The sequence below is a fragment of the Amycolatopsis sp. NBC_01488 genome, from assembly GCF_036227105.1.
In the GTDB taxonomy this organism is placed as follows: domain Bacteria; phylum Actinomycetota; class Actinomycetes; order Mycobacteriales; family Pseudonocardiaceae; genus Amycolatopsis.
The window spans coordinates 7,484,159-7,498,831 of record NZ_CP109434.1 but is presented as its reverse complement, the minus strand read 5'-3'; the positions used below and the strand labels follow the sequence as shown (position 1 = coordinate 7,498,831).

The following is a 14,673-nucleotide window of genomic DNA, read 5'->3' as shown; positions in this document are numbered from 1 at the left end:
GCGATCGCGGCGTGACCCCGAATGTCGGGGCCGCTGGGTAGGCTAGGAAACATCAGCCACACCGGGAGGCGAGATGGCCCAGGAAAAGATCGAAAAGCACGGCGGTGGTGACTCCGACGAGGAGTTCGACGACACCGGCGCGGCGGGTCAGGAGCGGCGCGAAAAGCTCGGCGAGGACGTGGACACGATCCTGGACGAGATCGACGACGTGCTCGAGGAGAACGCCGAGGACTTCGTCCGGGCCTACGTGCAGAAGGGCGGCGAGTAAGCCGCTCGGGCGCTGCGCCCTTGCCGACCGTTCAGCCGGCGGCCGGGGCCTCGCGCGGTGGTGACCGGGTGCGGTCGCCGGGCGCGGGGTCGCGGCCCGCACAGATGGGATTTTTGAGCACGTATGGACAACACCAGGGGCATCTCGGGTCCCGCGCTGCCGGCCGCGTACTTCTCGTCGGCGACGTCGTCGTTTTCGGACTTCCTGCGCGAGCAGGCGCCTGAGCTGCTCCCCCAGCGGAAGGTGTCGCCGGGCGTGGCGGAGCTGGGCGTACCGCACGGGACGACGATCGTCGCCTGCACCTTCGCGGGCGGCGTGCTGATCGCGGGCGACCGGCGGGCGACGTCGGGGAACCTGATCGCGAGCCGGGACATCGAGAAGGTGCACGTCACCGACGAGTACTCGGCCGTGGGCATCGCGGGCACCGCGGGCCTGGCCGTGGAGATGGTGCGGCTGTACGCGGTGGAGCTGGCGCACTACGAGAAGATCGAGGGCGTTTCGCTGTCGCTGGACGGCAAGACGAACAAGCTGGCCGGGATGGTCAAGGGCAACCTCGAGATGGCGATGGCCGGGCTGGCGGCGATCCCGTTGTTCGTGGGCTACGACCTCGAGGCCGAGGACGCCAAGCACGCCGGCCGGATCGTCTCGTACGACGCCGCGGGCGGGCGGTACGAGGAGAACGGCGGCTACGCGGGCATCGGCTCGGGTTCGCTGTTCGCGAAATCCGCGCTGAAGAAGCTGCACGACCCGGACGCCGACGTCGAAGGCGCGATCCGCGTCGCGGTCGAGGCGCTGTACGACGCGGCCGACGACGACACCGCGTCCGGCGGCCCGGACCTGGTGCGCCGGATCTTCCCGAGCGTCGTGACGATCACCGCGGAGCACGGCGCCGTGCAGCTGCCGGAGTCGGAGACCGCGGCGGTCGCGGAAGCCGTGGTGGCGGGGCGGATCGAGCGCCACCAGAGCCGGCTCTCCTGACGCGGGGCTGAACCAGTGAACGTTGGAACACAGACAGACGTGGAGCGCACACCGTGACGATGCCGTTGTATGCCTCTCCCGAGCAGCTGATGCGGGAGCGTTCCGAGCTGGCGCGCAAGGGCATCGCGCGCGGCCGGAGCGTGGTGGTGCTGAAGTACGCGGGCGGCGTGCTGTTCGTGGCGGAGAACCCGTCGGCGACCCTGCACAAGGTGTCCGAGATCTACGACCGGATCGGGTTCGCCGCCGTCGGGCGCTACAGCGAGTTCGAGAACCTGCGCGTGGCGGGGATCCGGCACGCGGACCTCAAGGGCTACCAGTACGACCGGCGTGACGTGAGCGCCCGGGCGCTGGCGAACGCCTACGCGGCGACGCTGGGCAGCATCTTCACCGAGCAGCTGAAACCGTTCGAGGTGGAGGTCTGCGTGGCGGAGGTCGGGGCGAGCGCGGCGGAGGACCAGCTGTACCGGCTGACCTACGACGGGTCGATCTTCGACGAGCCGCAGTACGTGGTGATGGGCGGCCAGAACGAGAAGATCGCGGCGAAGCTGAAGGAAACGTTCGAGGACGGCCTGGACCTGCAGGCGGCGCTGGGCGTGGCGGTGGCCGCGCTGCGCACGCCGATCCAGCCGTCGACCTCCTCGACGTCGTCCGCGGGTTCTTCGTCGGCTTCCTCGTCGGCTTCGGCGAACGGGAACGGCGAGGCCGACCCGATCAAGCTGGAGGTGGCGGTGCTGGACCGCGACCGCCCGCGCCGCTCGTTCCGCCGCCTGACGGGCACGGTGCTGGACTCGCTGCTGCCGGTCCCGGACCCGCAGCGCGAGGAGCCGGAAGCCAAGCCGGACAGCGAATAGCGCACCTGCGACGGCGGGGGCGTGGTCGATGACCGCGCTCCCGCCGTCGTCATGCGGGCCGCCGGGCGACGGCGAGCAGGTGCGCGCTGGCGCCGATGAGGGCCGGGTCCCGCTCGACGATCCGCGCGGCCCGCAGGGCCGGTTCGACGAGCTGGTCGAAGCGAGCGAGTCCGGCGGCGTCGAGTGCGGGCCACGAAGGGCCTTCGACACCGAAGACCGCGGTGTCCGTGAAGCCGGCGGTGGTGACTTCGTCGTGGAGTTCGGTGGCGGTGTGCCAGTGCGTCGGGACGAAGCCGACGTGGCCGTCGTACGCGCCGGTCTCGATCACCGCGCGAACCCGGTCGCCGAGACCGGACGTGAGCGTGCCGGCCGCACCGGTTTCCAGCAGGGAGAGGTAGCGGCTGATCCCCGCCGCCGCGAGCAGGCCACCCGGACGCAGTACGCGCCGGGCCTCGGCCAGCGCGCGGGCGCGGTCGCCGGCGTCGACCAGGTGGTAGAGCGGGCCGAGCAGCAGGACGACGTCGTGGGACGCGTCGGCCGCGTCGAGGCTCCGGGCGTCGCCGACCGAAGCCGTGACGCCGGGCCGCGTGGCGGCCCGGGCGACGTGGGCCGGGACGACGTCGACCAAGTGCACCGGGTGCCCTTCGGCGGCCAGCCAGGCCGCGTGGCCGCCCGTGCCTCCGCCGACGTCGAGGACGCGGTCGCCCTCGGTCAGGTGCCGCCGGAGCAGTTCGCGGGTGCGCAGGTGCTCCAGGCGGCCGTGCGGGGTGCGGGTCAGCCGGTCGTCCTCGGCGGGGCCGGTGGCGTAGTGCGTCGCGAGGTCCATGCTTCAGGGTCCCGGACGCGGCAACCGGATTTCACGATGTCGCAGGCGAGGCGCGGAAGTTCTGGTCGGCGAAGGCCAGCAGGTACGGCAGCGTCGCCCGGGCCGTGTGCCACGTGTGGTTGAACCCCCGCTCCGCGTGGACCACCGCGTCCTGGCCGCGGGCGTGCAGGGCGTCGGCGATCCGGTGGGCCGTGGTGACGTCCGTGGGTGCGCCGGTGCCGACCGCGAGCATCACCGAGATCGGCGCCGTGAAGTGCATCGTCGGGAGGTAGCGGCGCGGGGTGTTCGCGGCGATGGCGGCCCGGTTGCCGTCGAGGACGCCGACCGAATCGTTGAGGTCGTCGTAGGGGAGGGCGATCAGCAGCGTGCCGAACTCGTCGACGTGGTGCAGCCCGATGTTGAGCGCTCCGAAGCCGCCGCCGGACATGCCGCCCAGCGCCCGGTGGCCGCGGTCGGCGAGGGTGCGGTACCGCTGGTCGATCGCCGGGACCACCGTGTGCGTGAGGTAGGTCTCCAGCTGCGGGCCGCCGGGGACGTCGAGGCATTCCCAGTCGGTGGGCGGATTCCCGGCGGTCAGGTCGACGCTGACCACGATCATCGGCTCGATGACGGCGGCGCGTTGCAGGGCGAGCAACGTCCCCGGGGCGTCGCCGGAGGTCAGCCAGTCGCGGGGGCCGCCGAACGGGTAGCCGTGCATGAGGTAGACGACGGGGTAGCGGCGGGCCGCCTTCGCGTCGTAGCCGGGCGGCAGGACGACGTAGGTGCTGCCGGACGGGACGCCGTGCGCGGGATCGGGCAGGTTCACGACGTCGATGCGCTGGCCCGCCGCCGCGGTGCCCGCGCCGGGGCGCGGCGCGGACGGCGCTTCCTTGTCGTCGTCGAGCAGGCGGCCGGCGAGGTTGACGACACCGGGGCCCTTCTGGAGCAGGCGCGCGAGGTCGTCGGAGGTCCGCACGTACCCGACGTAGCTGTTCAGGGCAGTGACCGCCGCGAGCAGCAGCAGGACGCCGAAGGCGGTGAAGCCCCAGCGGCGCATCCGGCGCCGGCGCCACAGCGCGACGACGGCGGCGAGGACCGCGACGGCGGCCGAAGCGAGCGCGAGCCAGATGAGCGGGGACTCGAACGGGCCGATGTCGCGGGCGCGGGCGGTGATGTCACCGGGCAGCACCGGGTCGGTGGCGGCCCGGTGGATGCCGCTCGCCAGGCCGTGCCCGTCCATCTGCTCCCCGCTCGTCCCCTGATCGCGGGCAGGATCGCCCGCATCTCGATCAAGACGCTATCCAGGGGATGCTGAGGGTTCGTTGAGAGAAAGTAAAGAGCACTCAAAGGCGGTAGATGGTCAGCGCACTGGGGCAGGACCGGAACCGGAACCGGTTGCCGAGCGGGCCGACCTCGCCGTCGGTGGCGACGCGCCGGTGGCCGTCCAGCAGCTCGACGTCCAGCTCGGCCACGTCGAGCTCGTGGTAGACGTGGCTGGCCGCAAGGCTGCGGGTGACCATCGCCAGCAGGAACCGGGCTCGCGAGTACGGCAGGTCGGCGCGCAGGTAGCGGACGTCGAGCAGGCCGGTGTCGAGCGCGGGCCGCCGGCTGGGCGCGAAGCCCTTCGGCGCGTACGTGCCGTTGCCGACGAACAGCAGCCAGACCTGGGTGCGCTTGCCGTTGAGCCGCACGGTCAGCGGCTTGGCGTGCCGAAGCGTCCGGGCCAGCGCGATCGCGGCCGAGGGCCACTTGGGGTGCTTTTCCTGCAGCTTCTCCCGCAGGCGCACCATTTCCGGGTAGCCGCCGAGGCTGGCGGTGTTGACGAACCAGCGGTGCGCGGCGCCGTCGCCGCCGTCGATCTCGACCTCGCCCAGGTCGATGCCGACGGCGTTGCCGAGCTCGGTGGCCGCGTCGGCGTCGGGCATCGAGCTGACGCCGATGTCGCGCGCGAAGTGGTTGAGCGTCCCCGCCGGGATCAGCGCGAGCGGCAGGTCGCGTTCGGCGGCGACCGACGCGACCGCGGCGACGGTGCCGTCGCCGCCCGCGACTCCGAGGGCGCGGACCGTCCCGCGGGCGTCGATCTCGGCTTCGAGCTGGGCGCGCAGGTCCCGGTCGGGGTCCGGGTAGAGAATTTCGGCCTTGGGCCAGGCGTAGCGGGCCTCGTCGGTCGGGTCCTGGCCGTCGATCCCGGACTTCGGGTTGACCAGCACGAGCATGTCGTCGCCGTCGACCATCTCCGGCGCGTCCGCGTCGTGGGCCGTGCGGCCGGGGACGTCGTCGTGCAGCGGCCACCAGTGCCGCGTCGCGAGGCCGACGCCGACCCCGATGCCCAGGCCGACGCCCACGTCGGAGGGCCAGTGGACGCCGGTGTGGACGCGGGAGTAGGCGACGGCCAGCGCGAGCGGCGCGACGGCGAGGCCGGCGCGCGGCGACTCCATCGCCACGGCCGTCGCGAAGGCCGCCGCGGAGGCCGAGTGGCCCGACGGGAACGACGACGACGTCGGGCGTTTCCGCAGGCGGCGGCGCATCGGCGTCTCCTCCTCCGCCGGGCGGCGGCGGGGGAACAGCGGCTTGCCGATCAGGTTCGCCGCCGCGCTGGCCCCGGCGATCGCCACGACCCCGCGCAGCGCGCCGCGCCGGGTCTCGCCCTTCCGGGCCGCCAGCAGCGCCGCGACGCCCCACCAGAGCCGCGACTTGTTCGCCGATCTCGACAGCGCCATCAGCGCGTCGTCGGCTTTCGTGGCCGGGAGGGCGGCGCTGCGCCGCATGAGGGCGCGGTCGGTACGCCCGACCCGCCGGAAGGCCCGGATGAGCTGGTGTGTCAAGGAGTCGCCTTCCCCAAGTCGTCAAGAGCAGTGCTCCAATCGTGCCTGAATCGGGGAGTTTTCACCGTCTGTGGCATACCGGGGGCGTGTCGACGCCCGAACGGCCCACCGTCGACCGGGGTGCAGCGCCTACTCTGGGGGGATGCAGCGGCGGATCTTTGGCATCGAGACCGAGTTCGGGGTCACGTGCACCTTCCACGGACAGCGCAGGCTCTCGCCCGACGAGGTGGCGCGCTACCTGTTCCGGCGAGTCGTCTCGTGGGGACGCTCATCGAACGTCTTCCTGTCGAACGGCTCCCGGCTCTACCTGGACGTCGGCTCGCACCCCGAGTACGCGACGGCCGAATGTGACGACCTCGTCCAGCTGGTGACGCACGACAAGGCAGGCGAGCGGATCCTCGAGGACCTGCTGGTCGACGCCGAGCGGCGGCTGGCCGACGAGGGCATCGGCGGCGACATCTTCCTGTTCAAGAACAACACCGACTCCGCGGGCAACTCCTACGGCTGTCACGAGAACTACCTGGTGACCCGCGCGGGCGAGTTCTCCCGGATCGCCGACGTGCTGCTGCCGTTCCTGGTGACCCGGCAGCTCATCTGCGGTGCGGGCAAGGTCCTGCAGACCCCGCGTGGCGCGGTCTACTGCCTGTCCCAGCGCGCGGAGCACATCTGGGAGGGCGTCTCGAGCGCGACGACCCGCTCGCGGCCCATCATCAACACCCGCGACGAGCCGCACGCGGACGCCGAGCGCTACCGGCGCCTGCACGTCATCGTGGGCGACTCGAACATGGCCGAGCCGACGACCATGCTCAAGGTCGGCTCCGCGAACCTCGTGCTCGAAATGATCGAAGCCGGCGTCCAGTTCCGCGACTTCACCCTCGACAACCCGATCCGGGCGATCCGCGAGATCAGCCACGACCTCACCGGCCGCCGCCAGGTGCGCCTGGCGGGCGGCCGCGAGGCGTCGGCGCTGGACATCCAGCGGGAGTACCACGCCCGCGCGATCCAGCACCTCAAGGAGAACGGCACGACCCCGGCGAACGAGCGCGTCGTCGAGCTGTGGGGCCGGGCGCTGGACGCGGTCGAGCAGCAGGACTTCGGCAAGATCGACACCGAGATCGACTGGGCGATCAAGCACCGGCTGGTCGAGCGCTACCGGCACAAGCACGACCTGGACCTGTCCAGCCCGCGCATCGCGCAGCTCGACCTGGCCTACCACGACATCCGTCGCGGCCGGGGCATCTTCGACCTGCTCCAGCGCAAGGGCCTGGTCCGCCGGGTCACCGACGACGGCGAGATCGAGGCCGCCAAGGACACCCCGCCCCAGACGACCCGCGCGAAGCTGCGCGGCGACTTCATCGCCGCCGCCCAGGCCGCGGGCCGCGACTTCACGGTCGACTGGGTGCACCTGAAGCTGAACGACCAGGCCCAGCGCACGGTCCTGTGCAAGGACCCGTTCCGCTCGGTCGACGAGCGCGTGGAACGCCTGATCAGCTCGCTCTGACCCGGATCGCCGAAGGGGGACGTCCGCACCGGACGTCCCCCTTCGGCGTTCCCGACGAAAGTCGCGCGACGGGTGCGGCAGGATCGCCGCATGCGTGTCGTGCTGCTCGTGCTCGCCCTGCTGCTCTCCGTCGCGGCACCGGCGTCGGCGGGGGAGCACCCGCCCCAGTGGGAGCTGACCCCCACCGGCGTCACCGCGCAGTTCCGCGGGCTGTCCGCGGTCAGCGCCCGCGTCGCGTGGGTCAGCGGCACCCAGGGCACCGTCCTGCGCACCACCGACGGCGGGGCGACCTGGAAGTCCGTCGGCCCGCCCGGCACCGGCACGCTCCAGTTCCGCGACATCGAGGCCTTCGATGCCGCGCACGCCGTGATCCTCTCGATCGGCCCCGGCACCGACTCACGCGTCTACCGGACCGACGACGGCGGCGCGCACTGGCGCCAGACCTTCCAGAACACCGACGCGGCCGCGTTCTACGACTGCCTCGCCTTCTTCGACCCGTGGCGCGGGCTCGCGATGAGCGACCCCGTGGACGGCCGCTTCCGCGTGCAAGCCACCTTCGACGGCGGCCGCAGCTGGCGGCCGGTCCCCGAGAGCGGCTTCCCGCCCGCGTTGCCCGGCGAGGCCGGGTTCGCGGCCAGCGGGCAGTGCGTCACGACGGCGGGGCCGTTCGACGCCTGGCTCGCGACCGGCGGCGGCGCGACCGCCCGCGTCCTGCACTCCGGGGACGGCGGCCGCCACTGGACGGCGTCCGACACGCCGTTGCCGAGCAGCCCGTCCGCCGGCGTGTTCGCGGTCGCCTTCCGCAGCCCGGACCAGGGCGTGGCGATCGGTGGCGACTACGCGAACCCGACGACGCCGGGCCCGGCCGTCGCGCTGACGAAGGACCGCGGCCGCACCTGGCGCACCCCGGGGCAGTACCCGGCCGGGTACCGCTCCGGGCTGGCCTGGCGCGGCGGCGCCGTGCTCGCCGTCGGCCCGGGCGGCAGCGACTACAGCCCGGACGGCGGCCGGCACTGGACGCCGTTCGACACCGGCAGCTTCGACAGCGTGGACTGCGCCGGCCCGGCGTGCTGGGCTTCGGGCGCCGCCGGCCGCGTCGCCCGCCTGAGCCGCTAGAGGGCCTGGCCGGTCGGCCGGACCATGATCTCGTTGACGTCCACCGACGGCGGCTGCGACAGCGCGTAGAGCACCGCGCGGGCGATGTCGTCCGCGTGCAGGTTGGGCTGCTTGCGCTGCGCGTCGCTGAGGATGTCGGTGGCGGTCATACCGGGGTTGATCAGCGTGACCCGCACGCCGGTGCCGACGGCCTCTTCGCGGATCGCGCCGGCCATCCCCGTCACGGCCCACTTCGTCACCGAGTACAGGCTGGCCTTGCGGATGTAGCGGCCGGCGACCGAGCCGGTGATCAGCAGGTGCCCGGCCGACTCCTTCAGCGCGGGCAGGGCCGCGCGGGCGGTGTAGGCCGCGCCGAGGACGTTGGTGCGCACCATCGGCTCCCACTCCCGCGGGTCGGGGTCGTCGTCGCCGAAGAACGAGGTCCCGACGCCGATCCCGGCGTTGGCGAAGGCCGCGTCGAGCCGCCCGAACCGCTCGACGGCCTTGGTGACGGCGCCCGAGATGGCGGGCCAGTCGCCGACGTCGGCGCCGAGCGCGATCGCCCGGTCTTCGCCGAGCTCGTCGGCGAGGGCGGTGACGGATGCGGCCTTGCGGGCCACGAGAGCGACCTTGAACCCGGAGGCGGCGGCCAGCCGCGCGGTCGCGGCGCCCAGGCCGCGCGAGGCACCGGTGATGAGGAGAACGCGATCATCCATGCCGCCCAGGCTAGGGAGGATTCCCGGCGTCAGCACATCTGCGACGCGCGGGGGAAGATCCCGGCCGGCTCGGCGAGCCGAGACTCGGGCAGGCCGACAACGCCGCCTACCTGGCTGCCTGCCCCACCCGGAAGCTCCTCGACGAGATCGCCGGCCAGGGGGTCAGCCCGATCCTCGTCGCGCTCGGTGACGGGCCGCGGCGTTACAGCGACCTTTCGCGGCGCATCGCCGGGGTCGGCCAGAAGATGTCACCCAGACCCGGCGAGGGCTCGAACGCGACGGCTCGTCAGCCGTGAAGTGACCCCGTCGGTGCCCGTCCGCGTCGACTATTCCCTTACGCCGCTGGAGGAAAGCCTCCGCGCGCCGATGGCGGGCTTCAAGGGCCGGGCCGAGGCGAACTTCGACGCCGTGCGCACCGCCCGGGCCGATTACGACGCGCGCACCCCGGACCTCACGATCGGGCCGGGCGGCGCGGGCTAGGCTCTACCGGGTGTCCACCGCACGCGCCGAACGGCTGGTCAATCTGGTGCTGGCCCTCCTGTCCACCCGGCAGTACCTCACTGCCGAGCGGATCCGCGGCATCGTGCCCGGCTACGGCGACGCGGCCAGCGACGACGCCTACTTCCGGATGTTCGAGCGGGACAAGACCGAGCTGCGCGAGCTCGGCATCCCGCTGGAGACCGGCCGCAACTCCGCCTTCGACGCCATCGAGGGCTACCGCATCGCCCGCCGCGACTACGAACTCGGCGAGATCGACCTCGCGCCCGACGAAGCCGCCGCCGTCGCGCTGGCGTCCCGTCTGTGGGACTCCCCGGAGCTGACCGGGCAGGCGCAGGGCGCGCTGGTGAAGCTGCGCGCCGCCGGCCTGGAGGTCGACGACCAGGCGCCGACGGTCGTCGAGCCGCGGGTGCGCGCCGAACCGGCGTTCGGCCCGCTGCTGGCCGCGGTGCAGAACGGCCAGGCCGTCCGCTTCGAGTACCGCCGCAGCGGCTCCCCGGAGCGCATCATGCGCACGCTCGAGCCGTGGGGCGTCGTGTCGTGGAAGGCCCGCTGGTACGTCGTCGGCCACGACCGCGACCGCGGCGCCACCCGCTGCTTCCGGCTCTCCCGCGTCACCGGCCAGGTCCGGCCGGTCGGCAAGCCCGGCGAGGTGCAGCGGCCCGAAGGCGTCAACCTGCTCAAGCTCGTGTCCGTGACGGGGGAGTCCGAACCGGCCCCGGTCACCACCGCGCGCCTCTGGGTCGCCGACGGCCGCGCCGCCGGGGTCCGCCGGCGCGGGACCGTCATCGGCCGGTCCACGATCGACGGCGAAGAGGGCGACCTCGTCGAGATCGGGCTCTACTTCCCGGAGTCGGCGGCCGACTGGATCACCGCGCAGGGCCCCGACGTCGTCGTGCTCGAGCCCGACGTGCTGGCCAAGACCGTCCAGGACCGGCTCGAAGCCGTCGTGGCCCGGCAGGGGAGCGGCCGGTGAGCGGGTCGACCGACCGGATGCCGCGGCTGCTCGCCCTGGTGCCCTACCTGCTGGCGCGTCCCGGCGTCCGCATCGACGACGCGGCGCACGACTTCGACGTCACGCCGAAGCAGCTGCGCAAGGATCTCGAGCTGCTGTGGATGTGCGGCCTGCCGGGCTACGGGCCCGGCGACCTGATCGACCTGTCCTTCGAAGGCGACACGATCGTCGTCACCCACGACGCCGGGATGAACCGTCCGCTGCGGCTCACCGGCGGCGAGGCCACGGCCCTGCTGGTCGCGCTGCGGGCGCTGGCCGAGACGCCGGGCGTGCTCGACGGCGACGCCGTCCGCCGCTCCATCGCCAAGATCGAGGTCGCGGCCGGGCAGGCCCAGCCGGCCGGCGTGGTCGTCGGCGGCGGGGTGCGCGAGGGCAAGAAGACCGCCCGGACCCGGGAGGAGGTCGCCCGGGCGCTGCGGGACGGGCGGGCGCTGCGGATCCGCTACTACACCGCGTCCAAGGACCAGATCACCGAGCGCACGGTCGACCCGATGCGGCTGCTGATCGTCCAGGCGGTCGGCTACCTCGAGGCCTGGTGCCGCCGCGCCGAGGGCGTCCGGCTGTTCCGGCTCGACCGGATCGACGACCTGACGGTCCTCGACGAGCCGTCGCGCCCGCCGGCGCACGCCCATCCGACCGACATCTCCGAGGGAGTCTTCCGCGAGCGTCCCGACCAGCGGGAGGCGGTGCTGGTCCTCGACCCGGACGCGCGCTGGGTAGCCGAGTACTACCCCTGCGAGGAACTCGACGAGCTCGACGGCGGCCGCCTGCGGATCCGGATGCGCTACGCCGACCAGTCCTGGATGGTGCGGCTCGTGCTGGGGTTGGGCGGAGAAGCGCTGGTCGAGAGCCCGGCCGACCTCGCGTCCGACGTCGGACGCCGCGCGGCCGACGCGGTGGCCCGAGCCCGTCACCTTCCGTCAACCTGCGACCACTAGGGTGATCGACGTGCCGTACCTGCCCACCGTCGTGCTCGCCGCGATCGGCCTGCTGCTGCTCGTCGTCCTGCTGGTGCGGACCGCCAAGGCCTTGCGTGGGTTCAAGCAGACCGCGAGCATGGTGGCTACGAACACCCAGGACCGGGCGGGGCTGATCCGCGCCCGGTCGGCGGCATTGCGCGTCGCGTTCGCGCAGCGCCGCCACCGGACCGAAAACCAGTAACATCCCTACCAGACGCAGATAGGAGGCCATCTTGTTCGCCAACGGATTGCAAGGATGGCATTTGATCATCTTGGTGCTGCTCGTCGTGCTGCTGTTCGGGGCCAAGCGGCTTCCCGATGCGGCCCGGTCGATCGGCAAGTCCATGAAGATCTTCAAGGCCGAGACCAAGGACCTCGCGGGCGACAAGAGCACTTCGCACGAGGACGCCGAGCCGGTCGAGACGAAGCAGATCCCGGCCACGCCCGCCCCCGCGCCGGCGACCGACCAGCAGGTCGCCGACCTGCAGCGGCAGCTCGACGAGCTGAAGAAGCAGCAGGCCGACCAGCCGCAGAAGAACGCCAGCTGACGGCTGGGCCACACCCGGTCCCTGGTCCACGGAGCGCGCCGGCCCGGCGCGCTCCGGCGGACTCCGACGAGAACGGAACATCCCGTGGCGGAACCCGCCTCCGGTAACGGCACCAGCCGCCGGTCGAAGCGGCGCAAGCGCAGCCGTCGCACCAACCCCGACGGCACGATGACGCTCATCGAGCACATCTACGAGTTCCGCCGCCGCCTGGGCTTCGCGCTGCTCGCCGTCGTCGTCGGCGGGATCCTGGGCTTCTTCTGGTTCAGCACCAAGGTGGGCCCGATCCCGTCGCTGGGCGAGATCGTCAAGGACCCCTACTGCGCCATCCCGCCGAACCGGCGGCTCAACGGCTACCAGGGCTGCCAGCTGCTGCAGACCGTGCCGTTCGAGGCGTTCATGATCCAGCTGAAGGTCGGCCTCGCCGCCGGCGCCGTGCTGTTCTCGCCCCTGTGGCTGTACCAGGTCTGGGCGTTCATCGCACCCGGCTTGTACTCGAAGGAGCGCAAGTACGCGCTGACCTTCGTCGGGTTCGCGTCGGTGCTGTTCGCCGCCGGCGCCGTGCTCGCCTACCTGCTCTTCCCCCACGCCCTGCAGCTGCTCATGGGCTTCGGGCAGGAAGAGTTCATCACCGCGCTGACCGCGGACAAGTACATCTCGTTCATGCTGTCGCTGCTGATCATCTTCGGGATCAGCTTCGAGCTCCCGCTGCTGGTGGTGATGCTCAACCGCGTCGGCGTGGTCAAGTACCGGCAGCTCAAGAGGTGGCGCCGGGGCATCGTGTTCGGGCTGTTCGTCTTCGCCGCCTTCGTCACCCCGGGCTCGGACCCGTTCTCGATGCTCGGCCTGGCCGGCGCGCTGACGCTGCTGTTCGAGCTGTCCATCCAGCTCGCGCGCATCCACGACCGCAAGAAGGACCGCGAACGCGCCGACGAGGGCTGGGACCAGCTCGACGACGACGAAGCGGCGCCGTTCGACTACACGCCGAGCACGATCGACGACGAGCCGTCCACCCCGGCCGCCTCCCGCGGCCGTTCGACCACCGACGACATCACGTAGTGGGGATCCACGCCGCGCTCGCCGTGCACCCGGCGTCGGGCCACGGCGCGGCCGCCCGCATCGCGGACACCGTCGCCGAGCGGCTGCGCACCGCCGTCGACCGCCTCGACGTGCTGGTCGCCAACTCCGTCGAAGAGTCCCGCGAGCTGATGCGGACGTCCCACGACGCCGGCCTCGATGTCCTGATCGTCCTCGGCGGCGACGGCGCCGCCCACCAGGGTGTCCAGTTCTGCGCGAACCACGACGTCGCGCTCGGCCTGGTCCCGGCGGGCACCGGCAACGACTTCGCCCGCGCCCTCGGCGTCCCCGGCGAGCCGCTGCTCGCGGTCGACGCGCTGGTGGCGGCGTTGAAGTCGGGCGCGCGGCGGCGAATCGACCTCGGCCGCGTCGGCCAGACGTGGTTCGCGACCGTGCTGTGCGCGGGCTTCGACGCGAGCGTGAACGAACGCGCCAACCGGCTGCGCTGGCCGCCCGGGCCGCGCCGCTACGACGTCGCGATCCTCGCCGAGCTCGCGGCGTTCCGGTCCCGCCCGGTGGTCGTCGACACGGGCAGCGAACGCCTGGAGCTCGACGCGACCCTGGTGGCGGTCGGCAACACCCGCTTCTACGGCGGCGGCGTCCCGATCTGCCCCACGGCCGACCCCGAGGACGGCGTCTTCGACGTGACGGTGGTGGGCGACGTGACCCGCCGCGGCCTGATCCGCATGCTGCCGGGCCTGCGCACCGGCAAGCACCTCACGCACCCGGCGGTCCGGACGCTGCGCGCCCGCTCGGTCTCGCTGACCGGCAACAGCTGGCCGGCCTACGCCGACGGCGAGCCGCAGGGGAGCGTGCCGGTGACGGTCACCTGCGTCCCGGGCGCGCTGACGGTCCTCGCCTAACGCTCGTACCCGCCGGCCCGCGCGACCAGCTGCCGGAAGTGCGCCGGCGTCAGCAGCCGCTCGGAGCGGACGTCCGCGAAGTAGACGCCACCGCAGCGGTGGCAGAACCAGCCCTGCTCCCACAGCTGCGTCGCGGCCGGCACCCCGCGCCGCTGCCGCCGGTGCGCGCGTACCCGCCGGACGTAGAGCCAGAGCAGCGTCCCGACCGCGACGAACACGCACAGCGAAGGCAGCGAAAACAAGGCGATCCCCAGCGCCTCCGCCGCCCCACCGCCGGGCGGCGGATCGTCGGCCGCCGACAACGGCAGCGCGAGGAAACACCCACCCACCAGCGCCAGCGCGAACACGGCGGCCAGCAGACCACCGCCGCGGCGCGGGGGAGGGAAGGGATCCAGCGACCGGGCGACGGCGGAAACGGCGACCCCGCTCACCTGCGCGCGGGCGTAGCCGACGCTGTCCCCGGCCGGGATGGCCGACACGGGGCCCTGACCGCGGTAGAAGGAGTGCCCGCCGTGGTAGACCGCGGGAACGTGCTGCACCTGGTCCAGCTGCCCACAGCCCGGACACACCTCGGTCATCGGGCACCTCCTCTCGCCGCTCCGACGTGAGAAGGCACGGCCCGGTTCCACAAGATCCCCCTGCCAAGAACCTTCGTCGGGTGTATAACGACCTATACG

The 14,673-nt window shown here is 72.6% G+C and carries 17 protein-coding genes; 12 read left to right on the top strand and 5 right to left on the bottom strand.

Features of this window, described 5'->3' with window-relative positions; genetic code table 11:
- The first annotated feature begins 73 nt into the window (after positions 1-73).
- From OG738_RS35305 to prcA, 3 genes are all read left to right on the top strand, one after another.
- Entirely contained in the window at positions 74-268 is a 195-nt protein-coding gene (locus OG738_RS35305) for a ubiquitin-like protein Pup (RefSeq protein WP_013226725.1), read from the top strand.
- Between the two features lie 123 nt (positions 269-391).
- Positions 392-1,246, top strand: a complete 855-nt coding sequence (gene prcB / locus OG738_RS35300; RefSeq protein WP_329047491.1) for a proteasome subunit beta — start codon at positions 392-394, stop codon at positions 1,244-1,246.
- Between the two features lie 53 nt (positions 1,247-1,299).
- The gene (gene prcA, locus OG738_RS35295) at positions 1,300-2,097 is read left to right on the top strand and encodes a proteasome subunit alpha (RefSeq protein WP_329047490.1); all 798 of its coding nucleotides are present in this window, start codon (positions 1,300-1,302) and stop codon (positions 2,095-2,097) included.
- Between the two features lie 49 nt (positions 2,098-2,146).
- Here prcA and OG738_RS35290 read toward each other — a convergent pair whose 3' ends face one another.
- The 3 genes from OG738_RS35290 to OG738_RS35280 all read right to left on the bottom strand — a co-directional run bounded on the left by OG738_RS35290 (position 2,147) and on the right by OG738_RS35280 (position 5,727).
- Positions 2,147-2,923, bottom strand: a complete 777-nt coding sequence (locus tag OG738_RS35290; RefSeq protein ID WP_329047489.1) for a class I SAM-dependent methyltransferase — start codon at positions 2,921-2,923, stop codon at positions 2,147-2,149.
- A 31-nt stretch (positions 2,924-2,954) separates the two neighbouring features.
- Positions 2,955-4,142: an alpha/beta hydrolase gene (locus OG738_RS35285; RefSeq protein ID WP_329047488.1), complete on the bottom strand. Its 1,188-nt coding sequence runs from the start codon at positions 4,140-4,142 to the stop codon at positions 2,955-2,957.
- A 103-nt stretch (positions 4,143-4,245) separates the two neighbouring features.
- Positions 4,246-5,727 (bottom strand): bifunctional phosphatase PAP2/diacylglycerol kinase family protein, encoded by a 1,482-nt coding sequence (locus OG738_RS35280; RefSeq protein WP_329047487.1) that lies wholly within the window; start codon positions 5,725-5,727, stop codon positions 4,246-4,248.
- A gap of 142 nt (positions 5,728-5,869) precedes the next feature.
- Between OG738_RS35280 and pafA the strand changes: the two genes are divergently transcribed.
- Both pafA and OG738_RS35270 read left to right on the top strand, forming a co-directional pair.
- Positions 5,870-7,228 carry a Pup--protein ligase gene (gene pafA, locus OG738_RS35275; RefSeq protein ID WP_329047486.1) on the top strand — a complete coding sequence of 453 codons (1,359 nt, stop codon included), beginning with the start codon at positions 5,870-5,872 and terminating at the stop codon, positions 7,226-7,228.
- 90 nt (positions 7,229-7,318) lie between these two features.
- Entirely contained in the window at positions 7,319-8,344 is a 1,026-nt protein-coding gene (locus tag OG738_RS35270; RefSeq protein WP_329047485.1) for a WD40/YVTN/BNR-like repeat-containing protein, read from the top strand.
- Here OG738_RS35270 and OG738_RS35265 read toward each other — a convergent pair.
- Positions 8,341-9,039: an SDR family oxidoreductase gene (locus tag OG738_RS35265; protein WP_329047484.1), complete on the bottom strand. Its 699-nt coding sequence runs from the start codon at positions 9,037-9,039 to the stop codon at positions 8,341-8,343. The two genes, OG738_RS35270 and OG738_RS35265, sit on opposite strands and share 4 nt — an antisense overlap.
- Before the next feature lie 309 nt (positions 9,040-9,348).
- Between OG738_RS35265 and OG738_RS44795 the strand changes: the two genes are divergently transcribed.
- From OG738_RS44795 to OG738_RS35230, 7 genes are all read left to right on the top strand, one after another.
- Complete coding sequence (locus OG738_RS44795) at positions 9,349-9,519, top strand: hypothetical protein (protein WP_442875832.1); 171 nt, start codon at positions 9,349-9,351, stop codon at positions 9,517-9,519.
- 10 nt (positions 9,520-9,529) lie between these two features.
- Positions 9,530-10,513 (top strand): helix-turn-helix transcriptional regulator, encoded by a 984-nt coding sequence (locus OG738_RS35255; protein WP_329047483.1) that lies wholly within the window; start codon positions 9,530-9,532, stop codon positions 10,511-10,513.
- Positions 10,510-11,490: a helix-turn-helix transcriptional regulator gene (locus tag OG738_RS35250; protein WP_329047481.1), complete on the top strand. Its 981-nt coding sequence runs from the start codon at positions 10,510-10,512 to the stop codon at positions 11,488-11,490. Before OG738_RS35255 ends, OG738_RS35250 begins: the two co-directional genes overlap by 4 nt.
- 10 nt (positions 11,491-11,500) lie before the next feature.
- Positions 11,501-11,713: a bacteriophage holin gene (locus OG738_RS35245; RefSeq protein ID WP_329047480.1), complete on the top strand. Its 213-nt coding sequence runs from the start codon at positions 11,501-11,503 to the stop codon at positions 11,711-11,713.
- A gap of 31 nt (positions 11,714-11,744) precedes the next feature.
- Positions 11,745-12,059 carry a Sec-independent protein translocase subunit TatA gene (gene tatA / locus OG738_RS35240; protein ID WP_329047479.1) on the top strand — a complete coding sequence of 105 codons (315 nt, stop codon included), beginning with the start codon at positions 11,745-11,747 and terminating at the stop codon, positions 12,057-12,059.
- Between the two features lie 84 nt (positions 12,060-12,143).
- Positions 12,144-13,115, top strand: coding sequence for a twin-arginine translocase subunit TatC (gene tatC, locus OG738_RS35235; protein WP_329047478.1), 972 nt, complete (start codon positions 12,144-12,146; stop codon positions 13,113-13,115).
- Complete coding sequence (locus tag OG738_RS35230) at positions 13,115-13,996, top strand: diacylglycerol/lipid kinase family protein (protein WP_329047477.1); 882 nt, start codon at positions 13,115-13,117, stop codon at positions 13,994-13,996. The genes tatC and OG738_RS35230 overlap by 1 nt, the downstream gene beginning before the upstream one ends.
- Here OG738_RS35230 and OG738_RS35225 read toward each other — a convergent pair.
- Positions 13,993-14,574, bottom strand: a complete 582-nt coding sequence (locus tag OG738_RS35225) for a hypothetical protein (protein ID WP_329047476.1) — start codon at positions 14,572-14,574, stop codon at positions 13,993-13,995. The two genes, OG738_RS35230 and OG738_RS35225, sit on opposite strands and share 4 nt — an antisense overlap.
- Between the last annotated feature and the right edge of the window lie 99 nt (positions 14,575-14,673).